Consider the following 17,189-nt stretch of genomic DNA (forward strand, 5'->3'; position numbering starts at 1 on the left):
GCACAGTAGGAGCTTAGCATTATGTTTAACAATATTTTAATTAACTTTGGTGTGTATCTGGATGGCATTGCCTACTTAGGCACGGCTAGTGAGGTGCAGTTACCTAATCTTGCAATTAAGACCGAAGAGTGGACAGCCGCAGGCATGTCTGGAACGGTTAAAGTTGATACGGGTAAAATGGAAGCGATGGAGTCGGTGATTAAGTTCAAAGGCTTACAAACCGACCCCATTAAAGTCATTGGTAATAAAGAAGCGCCGCTGATTATTCGTGGCAGCTTACGCAACAAAGATGGCACCGAAAAGAAACTCACTGTTGAGATGCGCGGGTTGGTGACCAGTTATGACAATGGCACGATTAATGCCGAGTCAACGGGAGAAACCTCGCTCACCTTGTCTGTCAGTTATTACCGCTTTAATGCTGATGGTGAGGACTTGGTGGAAATCGACCCGATTAATAACGTACGTAGTTTAAATGGTACGAATCAGCTTGAAGGCGTATTAGCCAATATTTCAAATTAAGAAATTAAAAAAATTAAAAAGCAAGATGTGAACAACAAGGACAAAAACATGAAAGTTACGTTGAGAAATAAAGTCAAACTGACCAGTGGTGAGCAAACGAATGTTATCCACTTTCGTGAGCCGACGCGCGGCGATTTAAAGGCAGTGGCGAATATCGATAATGATATTGCCAAAGAAGATATGTTAATCAGTCGGCTAACGGGTATATCCATTGCCTCACTTGATGATGTAGTGATGGCAGACAGTGCCAAGTTGCAGCAGGGATTAAGTGAGATTACGGACGCTGACTATGACCCAAAGCCTATAACGAATTAATCTTTGTTGTGGCAACACAAACCGGTTGGCAGATCAGTGAGCTAGACAAACTGCCACTGTCTGAGTTAATCAGTTATTACCAGTATGCAGTGGATTGGATAAAAGCAAAAAGCGGGTTAGATAAGTAAAAATGAGCAATTGGAATAAAAAGGTTAGCCTTGAGTTAGGTGGTAGCATTAACCCAAGCTTTAGCAGGGCAACTGATGATGCAGCTAAAAGCTTAGGCATGCTTGGCAGAAAAGAGAAAGCCTTAAAAGACAATAAGGCGCTTATCGGTAAGCTGCAAGCTGATCAAGCGGCGATTGCGAAAACCAATACTGCTTATAAAACACAAGTTGCCGAGCTTAAAGCTTTACAGCGTGCCTACAATGCCGCAGGTGGGCAAGATGCTACACTCTCTGCCAAGATTTCCAAGAAGCAGCAACAGGTTAATAAAACCAATGCTAAATTAAGCGAGCAGCGCAAAGGTTTGCAGAATTTAGGCACCAGTCTTAAAAAAGCAGGCATTGATACGGCAAATCTCACAAGCGAAGAAAAACGCCTGCAAATGCAACTGGAGAAAACACAAAAGCATGCCAAGTTAAAAGGCAAAACACTGTCGACCTTGGGCAGTGGCGTAAGCAAGTTAAAATATGCAGCCCTTGGTGCGACAGCTGCGATTGGGGCGATGGGTGCGGCTGCGATGAAATCGGTTAATAGCTTTGCCGAGCATGGCGACAATGTTGCCAAAACAGCGGACAAGTTAAACGTTAGTACCACCTCATTACAAGAAATGCGCTATGCCGCTGAGCGTGCTGGGTTATCGACAGATAAACTAGATAAATCACTCGAGTTTATGCAGAAGAATGTTGTTGATGCAGCCCAAGGCACAGGTGAGGCAAAAGATGCACTGAATCAACTGGGGTTAAGTGCTGATGAGCTTAAATCCTTAAAGCCCGATCAAGCACTTGGTTTAATTGCTGATCGCATGAAAGGGGTGACGAATAATCAAGAGCGCTTACGCATGGCAACTCGCATCTTTGGACGCGAGGGTGCAGGTATGGTTAACATGCTCAGAGATGGCTCCAAAGGTTTAAAAGAGATGGGAGCAGAAGCCAATCGCGTCGGTTATGTTCTTAATGAAAAGTCACTGCGCGCAGCTGAGGCGAATCGCGATGCTTATTTAAATATGACAACCAGTATCAAAGGCATGTGGTTTTCAATCGGCAATGAGCTAATGCCAAAACTGACAGAAATGTTTAGTAAACTCACGGATTGGATTGCGGAAAATCGTGGGCAAATTGGTGAGTGGGTTAAAAGCTTTAGCAGTATGATAAGCTCAGTTTTCAGTGGTATTAAGACAATAGGCAGTTTTATCCAATCAACGATTGGACTAGATAATGCGTTCAAAATAGTCGGTGGTACTATTGCGTTTAGTCTGGTTAATAAAATAGTTAATCTTGGCTCAGTCATTAAAGGGCTTGGCATGACCTTTAAGCTTGTGAGTAAGTTATTTTTAACCAATCCTATTGGTTTGGCAATTACAGGCATTGCTACAGCAGCGCTACTGATCTATAAATATTGGGAGCCGATAAAGGATTTCTTTGCCGAATTATGGGATGGCATCAAAAGCATATTCAACAGTGCGATTGATTTTATTGCAAAGTTATTCGAGCCACAGGTTAAAATGATTAAATGGGTTGCCGAAAAAGCTACTTCAGTGGCTAAATTTTTTGGATTCGGTGGAAGTGAAAAGGAGGATAAAGGTAATAAAACCAAGGAAATCTCAAGTAAAAAATCACTTGTTAGTATAAAAGAGTCAAACTTTGACCCAGATGCTGAAAATAAAATTGATTGGAATAAGCATAAGCCTTTAAAGATTGAGGATTTCAGACAGTTAAAGCAGCAGGTTCAAACTGCCAATCAACAAACCAATAACCATAATAGAACCAATAATGTCACCATTACCAATCAAGTCACTGTGCAAGGCAATGGCGATAAAAACACCTTGATGCAAGGTATAGAACAGGCAACACAAAAAGCATTGTATGATTTTAATCTAGGAGGTGTGTAGATGGCATTTATTCCATTGGTGTTGGGCGCTTTACCATTTAGCGTCAACACGGCAACCTATAACAAAATAAGCAAAAGCTACTCAAGCAACTGGGCAACACAAGAGCGGGTTAATAACAGCCCTGCATTACAAAACACGGGTGACCAGTCGGAGACGATGACTATATCGGGTGTGACTTTCCCGCATGATAACTTTGGAGCAAAAGGTGCCTTAATGGCATTGCGTGAGTTGGCAGCAAGTCAGGAAAGCAAGTTCTTGTTTGATTTAGATGGCTTTATCTATGGCAAGTGGGCAATAACCAATATTCAGCAGGAGGATACCAATAACAGTAACACAAGTTATAGTGTCAGTCTGGCACGTTATCCAGAGTCCAGTGCAATTGATCAGGCAAAGGCGTATGTCAAAGGAGCCGGAAATGGCTAAATACATCACCAAAAACGGCGATATGCTCGATTATATCTGCTATCAATACTACGGCACGACAGAGATTACAAGCAAAGTGCTTGAGGCAAATCGTGAGCTTGCGAAGCTTGGCGCTGTTTTGCCTGCAGGCATCAGTATTGAATTACCTGAGATTGAAAAACCAACGGCAAAGCGTAAGGTGACGTTATGGTAATTGATTATCAAATCTTAGCCGATAATAAAGATATTACTGAGAAGATAAAGGCGGCACTGGTGAGTCTAACGATAACTGACACAACAGGCGACCATGCGGATGGCTTAAGCCTGCGATTAGCTGATTACACTGACTCGTTAAAGTTTCCTGAATCAAGTGCCAAGCTTAACGTGCATTTGGGCTATAAAGATAATTTGCATGATTTTGGTTTTTTCTTTGTTGATACGATGAGCTACAGCTATCCACCGAGTGTCTTAAGCTTAAATGCCAACAGCGTGCCCTTTGCTGCATCCAATACATATAAAGCCATGCAAACGCAACAAACGCGCTCATTTGATAACACCACCGTGCAAGGTTTAGTTGAGCAGATTGCCAAAGAGCATGGCTTAGAATCCTCAGTTACACCAGAAATAGGCAAAATTACTATTGAGCACATCGACCAAACCGATGAGGGCAATATCGGCTTTTTGTATCGGGTGGTCAGACAATACGGCGGCACCTTAAAACCAACGCATACCAAACTCGTTGTTTTAGATGCCAAGGGTAAGAATGCCAACAATGAAGATATGCCAACCGTCACCTTGGATTTAAAAGAGATTTCACAGCTAAGCTATAGCAGCAAAAAAGAAGCCAAGTTCAGAAGTGTCACTGCTAAATATCATGATGTTGATACTGCTGAAACCAAAAAAATCACAATGGGTAATGGGCAACCTGAATTTTTATTATCCTACACCTACGAAAACGAGACAGCGGCAAAGGCGATGGCTAAGAAGGTATTAGATGGTTATTCACTTGATACCGATTCGATTAATATCACCACGGTGGGCAATCCAGCGATTATTGCGGGTGTTCCAATTGAAATTAAAGGATTACGTGAGGATATTCCACAGGAATGGTATGTCAAAACGGCAACGCACTCGTTAAGCAAGCAGGGCTATCAAACCAGCGCGCAATTGACGCTACAATCAGCAATAGAGTGATGCTACCGACATTGATGTCGGTACCAAAAAATAAACAAGTTAGCTTAGAAGTCAAAAAGATTGTGTAAGCAAAAACAAAATATTTACACAAACTCGCTGTTGGTTTTGCTGCAAACTGTCAACGCTTGCATTGATTTTGCATTTTGTTCCCGTGCAAGCATCACTATGGTGCTGTCAGACGTGTCGGCATCATTCTACGCTTAAATATTTGACGGTATTTTTGACGGTATCGTAAAATTTATTTTATCCTTTAAATGGTGTTGTATGTGTTGATATATATGGGTTTGAGTAATGCTGAAAATAATTGATTCTGGCGGAGGGGAAGAGATTCGAACTCTCGATACGCGTTAACGTATACACGCTTTCCAGGCGTGCTCCTTCAACCACTCGGACACCCCTCCAGAAAATTAACTTGTTCAACTCGTGGTTGATTTGTTACTAAACTCGATCATCGTGATCTTGTTAAGTAACCCAGCCTTTCGCTCCTGCTATAGGCGCTCATTAGCTCGCAGCTCGAGGGTCTAACTCGGACACCCCTTACAGAAACTTCATTAAGCTAATACTGTATAAAAGCATGTGCATCCTAGCAAAGTCGATCCTAGAAAGCAAGGCGCTTGACATCTTAAAATATCACGGTAAAGTCGGCGCAAATTAATTTTATCTCGCATCTTAAAATGCATAAAAATACAAACTACTCATTACGTGCGTGGCTTTCGATGTTTGCCGCAGCACTTTTCTTTTTTTATTGGTTTATTCAGTTATCACTTAATAACACGCTAATTGACTATTATATTGCGCGTTACCAAATCGGTTCATATGGTTTATTTACGTCGATGTACTTGATTGGTAATGTACTGATGTTTATTCCAGCAGGCGTAATTTTGGATCGTTATAATAGCAAAAGAGTAATTGTGTCGGCACTTATTGTAATGTTGATTAGTGTGGCAATCATGACATTTGTCAGTAATCAGTTTATTGCTTACGCCTGTATGCTATTAGTCGGATTTGGCGGTGCTTTTACCTTATTATCATGTGTGCGTGTGGCAACGAGCTGGTTTGAGCATGGACGAGTCGGGTTCCCCATCAGTATGGCGATTACGATTGCCTTTTTAGGAAGTTACTTAGGAAATGCCGGTGGGCATGCGCTGTTGGTATATTCTGGCTCTGGTCAGGTCGTGCAAATCACTAATATTGTTATGGGGCTCGTGATTATTGTCTTGGCATTACTGCTGATTCAAAAGAAACCACAGAGAAATGAGCAAAATGAGCAAAATAATGAAGCGCAACAGTCAATTTGGCGTGCGTTTAAAAATTTACGTTATGTGGTGAACAAAAAACAAAACTGGCTAGCGGCACTTTATATTTCATTGATGAATTTCCCTGTGATGATTCTAGAATTTAGTTTTGGGCAGGCGTTTTTAAGGCATAGCTTTAGCATAAGCGCACAAGATGCGGCGATGATTGCGGGGATCATCAGTATTGGTTATATGATTGGTGGACCTTTATGGAACAAGCTTTCAGACTATTATCGCTCACGCAAGCCTTTTATGTTGTTGGGGGCGAGCCTCTCATTGGTGGTGACTTTGTTATTGCTTAATGCAAATCTTAGCTATCATGCACTGATTGTAATCTTCTTTTTTATCGGTGCGTTAACTGCAGCGCAAAATATTGGTTATCCTGTTATTGCTGAGTCAAACCCAACAGAGATTGCTGCCTCAGCAACTTCATTGGGCTCTTTAATTATTATGGGCGGCGGTGCCTTAGCACAGATTGGCTTTGGCATGCTTGAGCAATCATTAAGTTTTCGTGGTGCTTATATCGTTATTCCAATATGTATTAGCATTTCATTGCTATTGGTTTTCCTGATAAAAGAGCCAAAACGCACAGAAATAAAAGCGGAATAAGTCTAAGGCGACTATACTCTAAGCGGTAAAATGTCCGCATAGCATGTAAAGAGAAAAGAGATGGCAAGAATAAATAGTATTAGAAGTATTAAAAGTAACAGCATTATATTTATGGTCGTGCTTTTAAGCGCGTGCACAACAGTAAATAATATGCCAGATTCATCAAGTTATTCAGTGGCGCAAAAAGAGCAAAAAACGCAAAAACAGCAAATACATGCTGAAAGAAATATAGATACTAATAAGCATGACGTTTTAACAACGCTGAATTTGCCACCAAGTTGTAGTTATGATAGTGCTTATAAGTATTTGGTATTAAAGGGTGATGCGATTGATAGGATTGCTCATCGTATTGGTGTTTCATCTGGCTGCATTGTGCAGATGAATAACCTTGAGGATAATGACTTATCTATTTCACAAGCGCTGCGACTGCCAAAGCAAGCATTTATTAATACGATGCTTACTAAGATGTGTCCGATCAACCGACAGATTCTCAAAGATCGAGACTTTTTATTAGCATTAGAATCAAAGCCTAGTATTACTCGTCAAGATAAAGTACGTTTGCGCAAGTTGGCAGATGTTTATGCGCTTCAAGCTTATGCAAAAAACGCTAGCAGTTTGATTAATCATCTGTTGTTAAGAGTGAATGTTATTCCTGAAAGCTTGACTTTGGCACAGGCAATTGTTGAGAGTAATTGGGGTGGTTCGCGTTTTGCGGTGCATGGTAAGAATTATTTCGGCTTACATTGTTTCTCACAAGGTTGTGGTATCGCGCCTAAATACCCAACACCAGGAGTGATTGATGAAGTCAGTAAATTTACGGATGTAAGTGCTGGCATTGCAGATTATTATCGAGTGCTTAATACTTTGGCGCCCTATGCTGAGTTCAGAGAGCAACGAGCGCAGTTAATTATGTTAAATGGTTATGATTTGGCAGATTATTTGCAGTCTTATTCAGGCTTGAAAGGTGACGAATATGCGACGATTCTAAAGACCGTTATGCGTCATAATGATCTTGGGCAATATGATGGTCTATGTGAAAAAATCTAGGTACTTTAATGCTCTTTTTATATTAAAAAAGTAAAAATTTATGTGTTTTACTGTTTAGCTTATGTCAATAATGGCTATACTCTTTCTACATGATTTTCAATGATTTCAATTATGTGATATTTAAGGTCTTTTATAGGATTTCAGTTGCTGTTGAAATTAAAATAAAACAAACAAGGTCAGTAATAAAAAATGAAAAATAGTAGTTTTAAAATTTGTGATGCCAGTGTTCACCCTGGTGAGAAAGCGACATTGGCATTGCCCTTGCCTGAGCAATATTCATGCTCACCAATGTATATGCCAATCAAAGTAATCAATGGCAAACAAAGTGGACGTAAACTCTTAGTCTTTGCAATGGTCGATGGTAATGAATTTAATGGCTTGGAAATCGCTAATCAGTTATATGACGATATCTCTGCCGATGAGCTGCAGGGGACATTGATCGCTATCCCAGTTTTAAATGTTTATGGTTTGTCACATTTCCCCAAGCCAACGCCAAGTGGTGTGAGACTAAGTGCTTGTTTTCCAGGCGATGAGCATGGCAGTTTTGGTGAGCGTATTGCACATATCTTTACCAAAGAAATATTGACACAGATCGATTGCTGTATTGAGTTAAATACGGGCTCGCTAAACCATGAGATTTTGCCACAAGTGTATTGCAGCTTTGATAATGTCGAGGCGAAGAAATTAGCCAAAGCATTCCAAGCGCCAGTGATTACTGAGGTTGAGACTAAGCAAAGCGGTATTCGTGTCACTGCAGAGAGTTTGAATATTCCTTTGTTAGTGTATGAAGCAGGCGAGGCGCAACGTTTTGACCAAACGGCTATTCAGGTTGGTTTAGATGGTATTAAAAATGTGATGTGCAAACTTGGGATGCTCAGTGGTGAGATCGATGATAGTGTGACACCTGTATTCTCAAAGGATGATGATTGGCTTATTTCATCATCATCCGGTGTCTTGCATAGTGAAGTGGCATTGGGTGAGTCGATCAAGAAAGGTGATAAAATTGGGCGCCTGACGGATCCATTTAGCAATGAGAATGCAACAGTAATTAAATCAGATCTTGATGGGGTGATTGTAGGGATTAATCGCTCACCATTGATTCAAGAGGGCGTTTCTATCTTTAAGGTGGCATCTTTTATTGATAACCAAAAGGCTGAGGAAATTCTAGAGGAATGGGAAGAGAATAAACCTGAGGTTGACGAATAATATGAGTCAAAATCAAAAAATGAGTTTTATCGGCACGATCATTTGGTTGGTGTGTGCATTATTCTTCATGTATGAGTTTTTACTTAGAACGATTTTGGGCACATTTGAGCATCCTATTATTCAAGATCTTAATTTAAATCTTGTGACATTTGCCATTCTAAGCTCAACCGCTTACCAGCTGGTTTATGGCATTATGCAAATTCCAGTAGGTATTATTACCGATCGCTTAGGCTTAAAAAAGGCATTATTCGTAGCTGTATTTTTCTGTGCGTTGGCAGTTACTGGTTTTGGCATGAGCTTTGGCTTTGATAGTGCTTTTGTTTTTAGAGTATTAATGGGGCTTGGTTCATCTTTCGGCTTTATCTGCTTGTTAGTGGCTGTATATGACTGGATGCCACGCAAACATATTGCATTGTTTATTGGCTTATCGCAATTCATAGGTACGATGGGACCGATGTTGGCAGCAGGTCCTTTAAATAGCTTATCATCACACTCAGAGTTGCCATGGCGTTATATTTTTTATGCGTTAGGTGCAATTGGTATTGTGATTGCGATTATTGTGCTTCTCATCGTTCGCAATAATACGGATTACACGGGAAGCTTTCGTATTTTAAAGCGCCAAGAGCGATTGCAAGTCAATCTTTGGCAGCTGATGCGTCAACGTCAGGTTTGGTATATTGCCTGTTATTCAGCATGTGTGTATTTCGCCATAGAATATTTCTCTGAAAATAGTGGTAAAGCATTCTTGATGTTGCATGGCTTTAGCTCGGGTGTGTCATCTTATATGTTAACGCTATCATGGTTAGGTTATGCCATTGGCTGCCCATTTTTGGGCTTTATCTCAGATCGCACCAGTAAGCGTAAACGCATGATGGTGTTTGCCGCAGTTGTTTGTGTGTTGTCGGTTTTATGCATTACCTATTTTCCGGTCAATATTATCGTCATTAGTATTGCCTTTTTTGGTCTTGGTATTGGCGCCAGTGGTCAGAGTATTGGCTTTGCGATTATGGCGGAGCAATGCAACAACAACTATCTAGCAGCAGGCTTGGGTCTTAATAATGCTATGATTATGCTTGTAACCTCTTTGATGGCGCCTTTGATCGGTGGAGTGCTTGCCTATTTGTCAAAAGGACAGGCTTTAAGTGTTGTTAATTATCAGCATGGCTTTTTATTAATTATTGCCGTGATAGCTATTGGTGTATTAATTAGTATTTTCTTGATTAAAGAGACGTTTTGTAAGTCAACCAAAGAAACCACCAAGTTGACTGTAACCACATTGAAAACAGTAGAGTAAATCAATGACGACGGTGAAAGTGGCATTAAAACGATCTTTCATCCAGCTTATCGTCATCATCTTATTATTTAGTTTTTGTCTTTTTATTATTTTTGAGCTCTTACATGCAGCGCTTTTTTATAGCGCTTTTATACTATGGGTTATTACCTTTATTGGCATGTTATTACATTACTTATCGAGTAGGAAATTAAACGAAATTATTTTAGTTGAAACTGCGCATACGCGTAAAATTAATCTGCACTACGGCGCTCAGTGGCATAATAATGTAACAGTGCGCCGTAGCATTATGATCGCAGGCACGCTATATTTAGAATGCCAATGTGCACAGGAGAAGCGTTTAAAGCTGTGGTTATTTAAGGATCGGTTTAAAAGTGGCAAGGAGCGTTATCAGTTGATTAGGTTTTTAGTACTGCATAATAATAAGTAAAATATATTGAAAATAAAAATATAATATATTTTTCATGAGAATGAGGTGAAGATAAGATTGGAAGTATAAAAATTTTCAACAAGTTGCATAACCACAATAAGGAGAGTTCAAGATGGACAAGAAACATTTAACAACCAATAATGGCGCACCGGTTCCTAATGATAATACCAGTATTAGTGCTGGTGAGCGTGGCTCGTTAACCTTTGATAATTTCAGGTTATTTGAGAAGCTTGCGCATTTTAATCGTGAGCGTATTCCTGAGCGTGTCGTACATGCGCGTGGCTCTGGTGCCTATGGTGTATTTACTTTGGAAGAAGATTTATCACATTTAAGCATTGCTGATTTTTTACAGGGCAAGGGTAAAAAAACAGATGTGTTTATTCGCTTCTCAACGGTAGGAGGCGGTCAGGACTCAAGTGATTATGCGCGTGATCCAAGAGGTACCGCAATTAAGTTTTACACCAAGCAAGGTAATTACGATATCGTCGGCAATAATACGCCGGTATTTTTCCTAAGGGATCCGAGTAAATTTCCAGATTTTATCCATTCACAAAAGAAAAACCCGCAAACCAACTTACCAGACCCTGCAGCGATGTATGAGTTTTGGTCCAAGAATCCACAATCGTTACATCAAATGACGATTTTAATGTCTGATCGTGGTATTCCTAAGAGCTATCGCCATATGCATATGTTTGGCTCACATACCTTAAGTTTGTATAATGCTAAAGGTGAACGTTTTTGGGTTAAATGGCATTTTAAAACCCAGCAAGGTATAGAGAATCTAACCGATGAAGAAGCAGCTAAAATGTCTGGATTTGGTGCGCAAAAAGATCTTTTTGATACTATTGCCAAGGGTGATTTTCCAAAGTGGGATGTCAAAATTCAGGTAATGACGGAACAAGAGGCGCAAAATTATCATATTAATCCATTTGATTTAACCAAAGTTTGGCCACATGCTGATTTCCCATTGCAAAAGATCGGTGTGCTTGAGTTAAATCGTAATGTTGATAATTATTTTGCTGAAGTTGAGCAATCAACATTTGCGCCAAGTAATCTCGTACCTGGTACGGGTGCCTCTCCTGATAAAATGTTGCAAGCAAGACTACTAGCCTATCAAGATGCACATCGATATCGAGTTGGTGTTAACGCGCATCATCTACCCGTTAACGCGCCAAAATGTCCAATGCATAATTATCAACGTGATGGTGCGATGGCAGGCACTGGCTTGGATATCTCGCAAAATAGTGACGTGAACTTTTATCCTAACCAACAAACCAGCGCACCAACTGAAGCGCCTCAATATCAAGAACCACCATTAAGACAATCTGGTGATATTGATTATTATGATGCACAAGCTGAGGATAACTACTCACAAGCGGGGGATTTGTTTCAGTTAATGAATGAATCACAAAAAGAGCAGCTAGCACATAATATTGCCGGCGGGTTGGTGCATGCGACAAAGGAAGTGCAAGCCATCATGCTTGAGCAATTTAACCAAGCACATCCGGAATATAAGAAGTATGTAAAGGCAGCGCTCATGCAGCAATAAAGTATCAAAATATAAATCTTAATCGTAATCATAGAAGGGCAAGAATGTGGTGTGGTGTTATTCAATAAAGCTGATCTTATAATTAATTATCTTTGGGTATCCCTCCCCCATGCGTGGAAGTGCTTAGAGTGGATATTATACATAATGTGTTCGGGAATATTTTTTAAGGGTATATTATGGATATTAAAAGTTTGCTTTCACCAGAGTTAACAAATATAGCAAAAAATCATCATACAATGGGCATGGCATTGATACATGTCACTAAAGCAAAAACAGCCTTTCATTGCATTAAAGAGTTAAATATAAAATTAGCCGCTCAAACAGAATACAAAGAGTTAACCTCACTGTTTTTAAATTATGATCAAGTAACCAATCTACCAGATCAGTTCTTTTATTCAGACTGTCATTTTGCACGAGGAAGTTCGATCGAAAATAATTTAGATATGCTTTTTATCATAACTCACATGGATGTTGATAATATTGTTATTCTATGTGTTGGGGTTGATAGTAAATGGTTTGGATATCATTTGTTAAATAATAAGGTTTACCTGCAAAATACTATCGTCAACTCTATTGTCGACATAAATAAAAATAATATTAAGCCCAAATTAAGTCTGTTTCATAGTCAGTTTAACAAACTAGAAAGTGGCACATTATTTTACGCAGACAAAGTACAGCAAAGAGATACAAAGGAGTCAGCGGAAATAATTCCTTTAACTTCTTTGGAGAGAAAGTGCTTTCAGATGATTTATGACAATATTATACGTTCTAGTGATATTGCTCAGCAGCTTGAAATTTCAAAAAGAACGGTTGATGATTATATTGAGCGACTTAAAGTGAAATTTTCATGCAATAACAAGTATGAACTATATTATAAGATTAAAACCTTTAATCGGAGATACCTTCTGTCCGCATAATTGAGTATTTAGATTCAAGTAAACTATCTTGACCTAATTTTTTGTTTCTTAAGTAGGTGATTTCTTGTGGATGAGAGATCTCAAGCTTAAGCTGATATGACTTTAATATTTGTTTTAATTTATTGTGAAGCCTTTGTTGTTGCTGCTGTACTTTTGCTATAGAGGATCCTGTGTTGATTGAAATAGCAACACATATAACAGGAATAACATCAAAGTTTTGGGCATTTGCTGTTATTCTACCAAGCAAATGATTTGGTGTTGTTGACTGTGGCTGAATACCATAACTTATGTTTACTTTAGATGGAAAATCTATAACACGTTTGATATGTGTTTCGATAAGTATTTTTGAAGGTGATTGCGATAGCCTGTTTAAGAAAAGTTGTTCAATTGTTGTATTAACTGAAGGGTTTAAGCAGGGAAACACACCAAGAAAATGAGCCCGAAGAAAATCATCAATCAATTGATTGATACGTTGTGTTTGGGTGGGTGCTAGGTGGGTGAGTTGGGTACAATAGTCATATAGCCGTCTATCAATAGTTGCCAGATTAGCATAAATATAGACTTTATCGTTTAGCCATTCTATTTTAGTGAAGCCAGGGTGAATAGATAAAGCTTTTGATTCACGACAAAATACAATGTTTTCTTTTTTGATACCAATCAAATAAAGTGCAGACATCAATAGTTCAGGGGACATTTTAGGTATTAACCGCCTGATTCTTGCAATTTTCTGATTTTGTTGATCTTGGTTAATCATGTTGTACAAGCACCTGGTTTAGTTTAATAAAACGTTGAAGATGGCGTGAAAAATATTGATGCAATGATTGTTGCATATCTGCTTTATCGTAGATTTTTAAGGGCTCCCATATACCTTTTGGATTAAATTGATCAAGTTGCGAAATATAATTGATAAAGTAGTCATGGCAACTGGTGAGTTTGAATATTCGGCATATATTTTTTATATCACCGTAATTCAACTGCTTATGATTCTTGCGTAAAGTGTCTAGTAATTCAACTTTATTTAGATCAGCAAACTCAAAGGGAATATGACTAAAATAATCGATTTTCATGGTTGAAATGTGATAGTTTTGCAAGCTGACTTGCATATGTGATAGTCGCTGTTTTCTAAATTGATAATTATAGCAACAGATAGTTGAAAGTATCCAACGCTGCTGGGATTCAATAAGACTGTCCAAAACATCCTCAACATAACCATGTGCAAGAGAAAGCGAAAAGTTTTTATAGTCACTAGTATGGAGTGAATAGTAGCGATCATTAATTGCATTATATTCTTCGTCGTGAACTTCGAGTAATGACTGCAAATGAACCCGACTGTCTTCAAAATGAATAGGATATTTACTTTTATCAATATCAATTGATAGTGAAGTTGAGTTATTGGGACTTAGAGCCCCAAGTTTAAAAATATTAGTATGAATAAGCGTTTGAATAATATCAGGATCTATTAGCTTTGCTTCATCCGGCTCAAGCTCAAAATAAATGGTAAATTGATTGGTTTGTGTTTGCTTAAATGGTATGGGAATACTTAACTCTTGTGTTTTTTCAGGGTGATTTAAACGTAATCTTAAATTCTCAAATGAGTTAAGAGATGCTAAAGCGCTTTTTTCATGCTTGACTTTGATGGGGGTGTGAGCCTTTGTACTCACATGGCAAAAACTCTTGGTGCTTAGCAGTTGATAGAACCAAATGATATACATAGGATTGATACTTGAATTAATTAGATTCAAGTGCAGTGTTTGAGGCAGGTCACAGTTGTGGGAGGCTTGAAAGTCAAGGCAGAGATTATGATCTTTAATCTGGCATTTAGAAAGTTCAAAGTGATGAAGCTCTTGATTATTTAAGGATCGCATCTCACAAGTGTCTAACCCATCACTAAAATGAAAACGTTGGGAAAAGTCGATATGCTTAGGAAAGTTAGAGCTGTTAGCTTTGATTTTACAAAGGTATATAAAAGGCGTATGGCGAAAAAACCAAGGATATTGTTTAAGATAATAAGCATTTCGTTCCAATGCAACTTGTTGTTCAAAATTATGGGATAAGGTTGCAAAGTGATTATTGAGAAGATCTTGCAAAGACTCAATTAAATGCTTTGCTGGTTCAACTTTATTCAATTTATCCATTGCTTTTTCAATAGGTTTCATGATTATCTCCTAAGCCATCTCTACATAAGCTTGAGCCAAATCAAGATAGAGATATAAAATGCAGTCATCAAATGCAGGATTAACTTCAACCCATAGGCTCTTCTCATTAATGGAGTGTTGCCATTCATTATGATTTAGTTCAAGTTTGAAGACTTGGCAGACGCTTAAATCAACCTGTTGCTCATTAAGAGATCCCTTGTAATGGGTTAATGCAATACCAGAGACAGCAAGATTTTTCATATGAACAAGACGCGATTTACTTGCAAGATAAAGATCATCTTGTACCAATGTTTTTGACAAATCTTTTCGTTTGATAATTAAAAAGACATCACGTGCAAGCTGGGCACGTTCATCAAGTGCAAATTGATACGTGTTAGCTATATTTGTTAATTCACTATTGATAAACGATTTATGATTTAACTTGAGTGAGAAAATTTCAGCGATGGCATCAAATAAATTTTGAAAGCTCATATAATAGTCATTGAAATCTAAGTAAAGTTTTTTCGGTTTCTCGATACCTTTAATAAAAGAAATTTGTACATAGAGACGATAAAACTGCTCGTAAATATCACATATACGTATTCTCATTTGCCTCAACTGTAATTTTTGGAGTTCATAACTTAAATAAAAGCATGTCTGCTTAATAAAGTTAAGCATTGTAATTGTCGTGCTTTCAGTGATTGCAAGAGCAGATAACTCTTTGCTAATAAAGTTTTGAACACTCTCTAAAAGCTTTTGCATGGCATAGCGTGTTGGGCTCATGAATAGATTATCTAAATAAAAAACTGGAGGGATATAATTTTGTTGAATTTCCCATTTTAAACTATTGGGGTTGTATCTGAAATGAGCTAGCTTGATACCCAGGAGTTCATTATGTGTCGGTTTTATATCAAGCAGTAGCTGATAGCCGTTGATTTCTAACTGTTCAGTATCGTGCAATAGACTTTGTTTTTTTGTTAGATGTAAATATAAACTAATATTTTCTTCTTTTGTATCGAGTAAACTTAAATTATAGCTAAAACAATCAACTGGATTACATCGTTTCAAATTTTCGTGAGTAATCACCTCACCTGTTTTAGATAAAAGCGTTAAGTTATTAATAACAAAACGATTATAAGTAAGTGCGCTTTCATCATACTCCAAAGAGATAAAGATATCTTTTTCGATCAAATCAGTTGCCAACAAAGTATTGCAATTACTATTTGCTTTTTTTATCTGATCATCAATGATAAACGCCTGTGCTGAGAGCACCATGCCATTATGCCAGTGAATATTCATAGTATCACCCGATTTAGTGTTTAATAAGATAAATAATAATCAACTACTTAAAGATTATTTACCGTTTGAGTACGGTAAAATCTGTGATTAGCTTTATATCGACCCCCTCGGTAGGGAGAGTGATTTTTGATAGATATAAATCAAACTACGCCCGTATTTATGCGGTAACGATTGGGGTGAAAAGCAATCATAATGTGCTCAAGTCCAATGACAGGAGTAATATATGAGTGATCAAATTATCCAATTAGTAGAGTCAGCTAATTTAAATGTAACCGGTGACATCTCTGAACTAATTTCATCGACAAAATTTAATGATGTTGTCCCCGTTGATAAGAAAAATGTCACGGAAGAATCTGAGTTACAAGAATTTCTAACGGCTTTAACGTTAGTGATGTCAGATGATAAAAGCAGTTTTTTCTCCAAAGATGTTACGTCTCGAATTAAGCTGAAAATTGATGAGTTAGTGGATGCTCAGATTAATGAGATTATTCAAAATAAAGATTTTAAATATCTAGAGTCTATTTGGTTATCATTACGTGACATATTCCACGAAGCAGCTGATGAAAAAGATATTGAAATTTGTCTTTTGGAATTAACCAAAGAAGAGCTATTAGATGACTTTGAATTAAATAGTGCTGATTTTACTGGTTCAAATTTATTCAAACGCATTTATCGTGATGAATATGATCAATATGGTGGGGAGCCTTATCCCAACTTGGTAAGCAAAATTTCTGAAACGTAGACAGCATAAGGCATTGAGCCATACACAAAGTTGAGTTAAGGCACTACAGATTTTTTGTGTTTTTTTTTTGATTTTTTGATTTTTTGTGAAGACGTGATCGATGCGCTATAGCGTTGTAATGATCTGCTTTAGTGGAATAGCTGGGGCATTACAGGCTTTATAAATCTTAGACTGCTCATGATTGGG

General features: G+C 38.1%; 17 protein-coding genes and 1 tRNA gene. 14 read left to right on the top strand and 4 right to left on the bottom strand.

The features are described from left to right. The first annotated feature begins 21 nt into the window (after positions 1-21). The 6 genes from DNJ75_RS10390 to DNJ75_RS10415 all read left to right on the top strand — a co-directional run bounded on the left by DNJ75_RS10390 (position 22) and on the right by DNJ75_RS10415 (position 4,483). Positions 22-519, top strand: a complete 498-nt coding sequence (locus DNJ75_RS10390) for a phage major tail tube protein (protein ID WP_117003395.1) — start codon at positions 22-24, stop codon at positions 517-519. A 48-nt stretch (positions 520-567) separates the two neighbouring features. Beyond that, positions 568-834 (top strand): phage tail assembly protein, encoded by a 267-nt coding sequence (locus tag DNJ75_RS10395; protein ID WP_117003396.1) that lies wholly within the window; start codon positions 568-570, stop codon positions 832-834. A 130-nt stretch (positions 835-964) separates the two neighbouring features. Continuing rightward, positions 965-2,887 carry a phage tail tape measure protein gene (locus DNJ75_RS10400; protein ID WP_117003397.1) on the top strand — a complete coding sequence of 641 codons (1,923 nt, stop codon included), beginning with the start codon at positions 965-967 and terminating at the stop codon, positions 2,885-2,887. After that, positions 2,888-3,310: a phage tail protein gene (locus DNJ75_RS10405; protein ID WP_117003398.1), complete on the top strand. Its 423-nt coding sequence runs from the start codon at positions 2,888-2,890 to the stop codon at positions 3,308-3,310. Then, positions 3,303-3,503 (top strand): tail protein X, encoded by a 201-nt coding sequence (locus tag DNJ75_RS10410; protein WP_117003399.1) that lies wholly within the window; start codon positions 3,303-3,305, stop codon positions 3,501-3,503. The genes DNJ75_RS10405 and DNJ75_RS10410 overlap by 8 nt, the downstream gene beginning before the upstream one ends. Further along, the gene (locus DNJ75_RS10415; RefSeq protein WP_117003400.1) at positions 3,497-4,483 is read left to right on the top strand and encodes a phage late control D family protein; all 987 of its coding nucleotides are present in this window, start codon (positions 3,497-3,499) and stop codon (positions 4,481-4,483) included. Before DNJ75_RS10410 ends, DNJ75_RS10415 begins: the two co-directional genes overlap by 7 nt. 311 nt (positions 4,484-4,794) lie before the next feature. On the opposite strand, the gene DNJ75_RS10420 is transcribed toward DNJ75_RS10415, so the two are convergent. Further along, positions 4,795-4,884, bottom strand: a tRNA-Ser gene (locus DNJ75_RS10420). A gap of 273 nt (positions 4,885-5,157) precedes the next feature. Here DNJ75_RS10420 and DNJ75_RS10425 point away from each other — a divergent pair. From DNJ75_RS10425 to DNJ75_RS10455, 7 genes are all read left to right on the top strand, one after another. Next, on the top strand, positions 5,158-6,387 hold the full coding sequence (locus tag DNJ75_RS10425; RefSeq protein ID WP_117003401.1) for an MFS transporter: 1,230 nt from the start codon (positions 5,158-5,160) through the stop codon (positions 6,385-6,387). A gap of 60 nt (positions 6,388-6,447) precedes the next feature. Then, positions 6,448-7,434 (top strand): glucosaminidase domain-containing protein, encoded by a 987-nt coding sequence (locus tag DNJ75_RS10430; protein WP_117003402.1) that lies wholly within the window; start codon positions 6,448-6,450, stop codon positions 7,432-7,434. Positions 7,435-7,623: 189 nt separating this feature from the next. Then, complete coding sequence (locus DNJ75_RS10435; protein WP_117003403.1) at positions 7,624-8,640, top strand: succinylglutamate desuccinylase/aspartoacylase family protein; 1,017 nt, start codon at positions 7,624-7,626, stop codon at positions 8,638-8,640. A 1-nt stretch (position 8,641) separates the two neighbouring features. After that, on the top strand, positions 8,642-9,934 hold the full coding sequence (locus DNJ75_RS10440) for an MFS transporter (RefSeq protein ID WP_117003404.1): 1,293 nt from the start codon (positions 8,642-8,644) through the stop codon (positions 9,932-9,934). 4 nt (positions 9,935-9,938) lie between these two features. Then, the gene (locus tag DNJ75_RS10445; RefSeq protein WP_117003405.1) at positions 9,939-10,361 is read left to right on the top strand and encodes a hypothetical protein; all 423 of its coding nucleotides are present in this window, start codon (positions 9,939-9,941) and stop codon (positions 10,359-10,361) included. A gap of 112 nt (positions 10,362-10,473) precedes the next feature. Then, positions 10,474-11,910, top strand: a complete 1,437-nt coding sequence (locus DNJ75_RS10450) for a catalase (protein ID WP_117003406.1) — start codon at positions 10,474-10,476, stop codon at positions 11,908-11,910. A gap of 176 nt (positions 11,911-12,086) precedes the next feature. Beyond that, positions 12,087-12,827 (top strand): helix-turn-helix transcriptional regulator, encoded by a 741-nt coding sequence (locus DNJ75_RS10455; RefSeq protein WP_117003407.1) that lies wholly within the window; start codon positions 12,087-12,089, stop codon positions 12,825-12,827. Here DNJ75_RS10455 and DNJ75_RS10460 read toward each other — a convergent pair. Genes DNJ75_RS10460 through tssK form a run of 3 tightly spaced genes read right to left on the bottom strand, consistent with a single transcriptional unit; the run spans position 12,799 to position 16,261 of the window. Then, the gene (locus tag DNJ75_RS10460) at positions 12,799-13,581 is read right to left on the bottom strand and encodes a hypothetical protein (RefSeq protein WP_117003408.1); all 783 of its coding nucleotides are present in this window, start codon (positions 13,579-13,581) and stop codon (positions 12,799-12,801) included. The two genes, DNJ75_RS10455 and DNJ75_RS10460, sit on opposite strands and share 29 nt — an antisense overlap. Then, entirely contained in the window at positions 13,574-14,983 is a 1,410-nt protein-coding gene (iglH, locus tag DNJ75_RS10465) for a type VI secretion system baseplate subunit TssF/IglH (RefSeq protein WP_117003409.1), read from the bottom strand. Before iglH ends, DNJ75_RS10460 begins: the two co-directional genes overlap by 8 nt. A gap of 9 nt (positions 14,984-14,992) precedes the next feature. Further along, complete coding sequence (tssK, locus tag DNJ75_RS10470) at positions 14,993-16,261, bottom strand: type VI secretion system baseplate subunit TssK (protein WP_117003410.1); 1,269 nt, start codon at positions 16,259-16,261, stop codon at positions 14,993-14,995. Positions 16,262-16,484: 223 nt separating this feature from the next. Between tssK and DNJ75_RS10475 the strand changes: the two genes are divergently transcribed. Continuing rightward, entirely contained in the window at positions 16,485-17,003 is a 519-nt protein-coding gene (locus DNJ75_RS10475) for a type VI secretion system contractile sheath domain-containing protein (protein WP_117003411.1), read from the top strand. Positions 17,004-17,189: the final 186 nt, after the last annotated feature.

The sequence above is a fragment of the Cysteiniphilum litorale genome, assembly GCF_003428165.1.
GTDB lineage: Bacteria > Pseudomonadota > Gammaproteobacteria > Francisellales > Francisellaceae > Caedibacter > Caedibacter litoralis.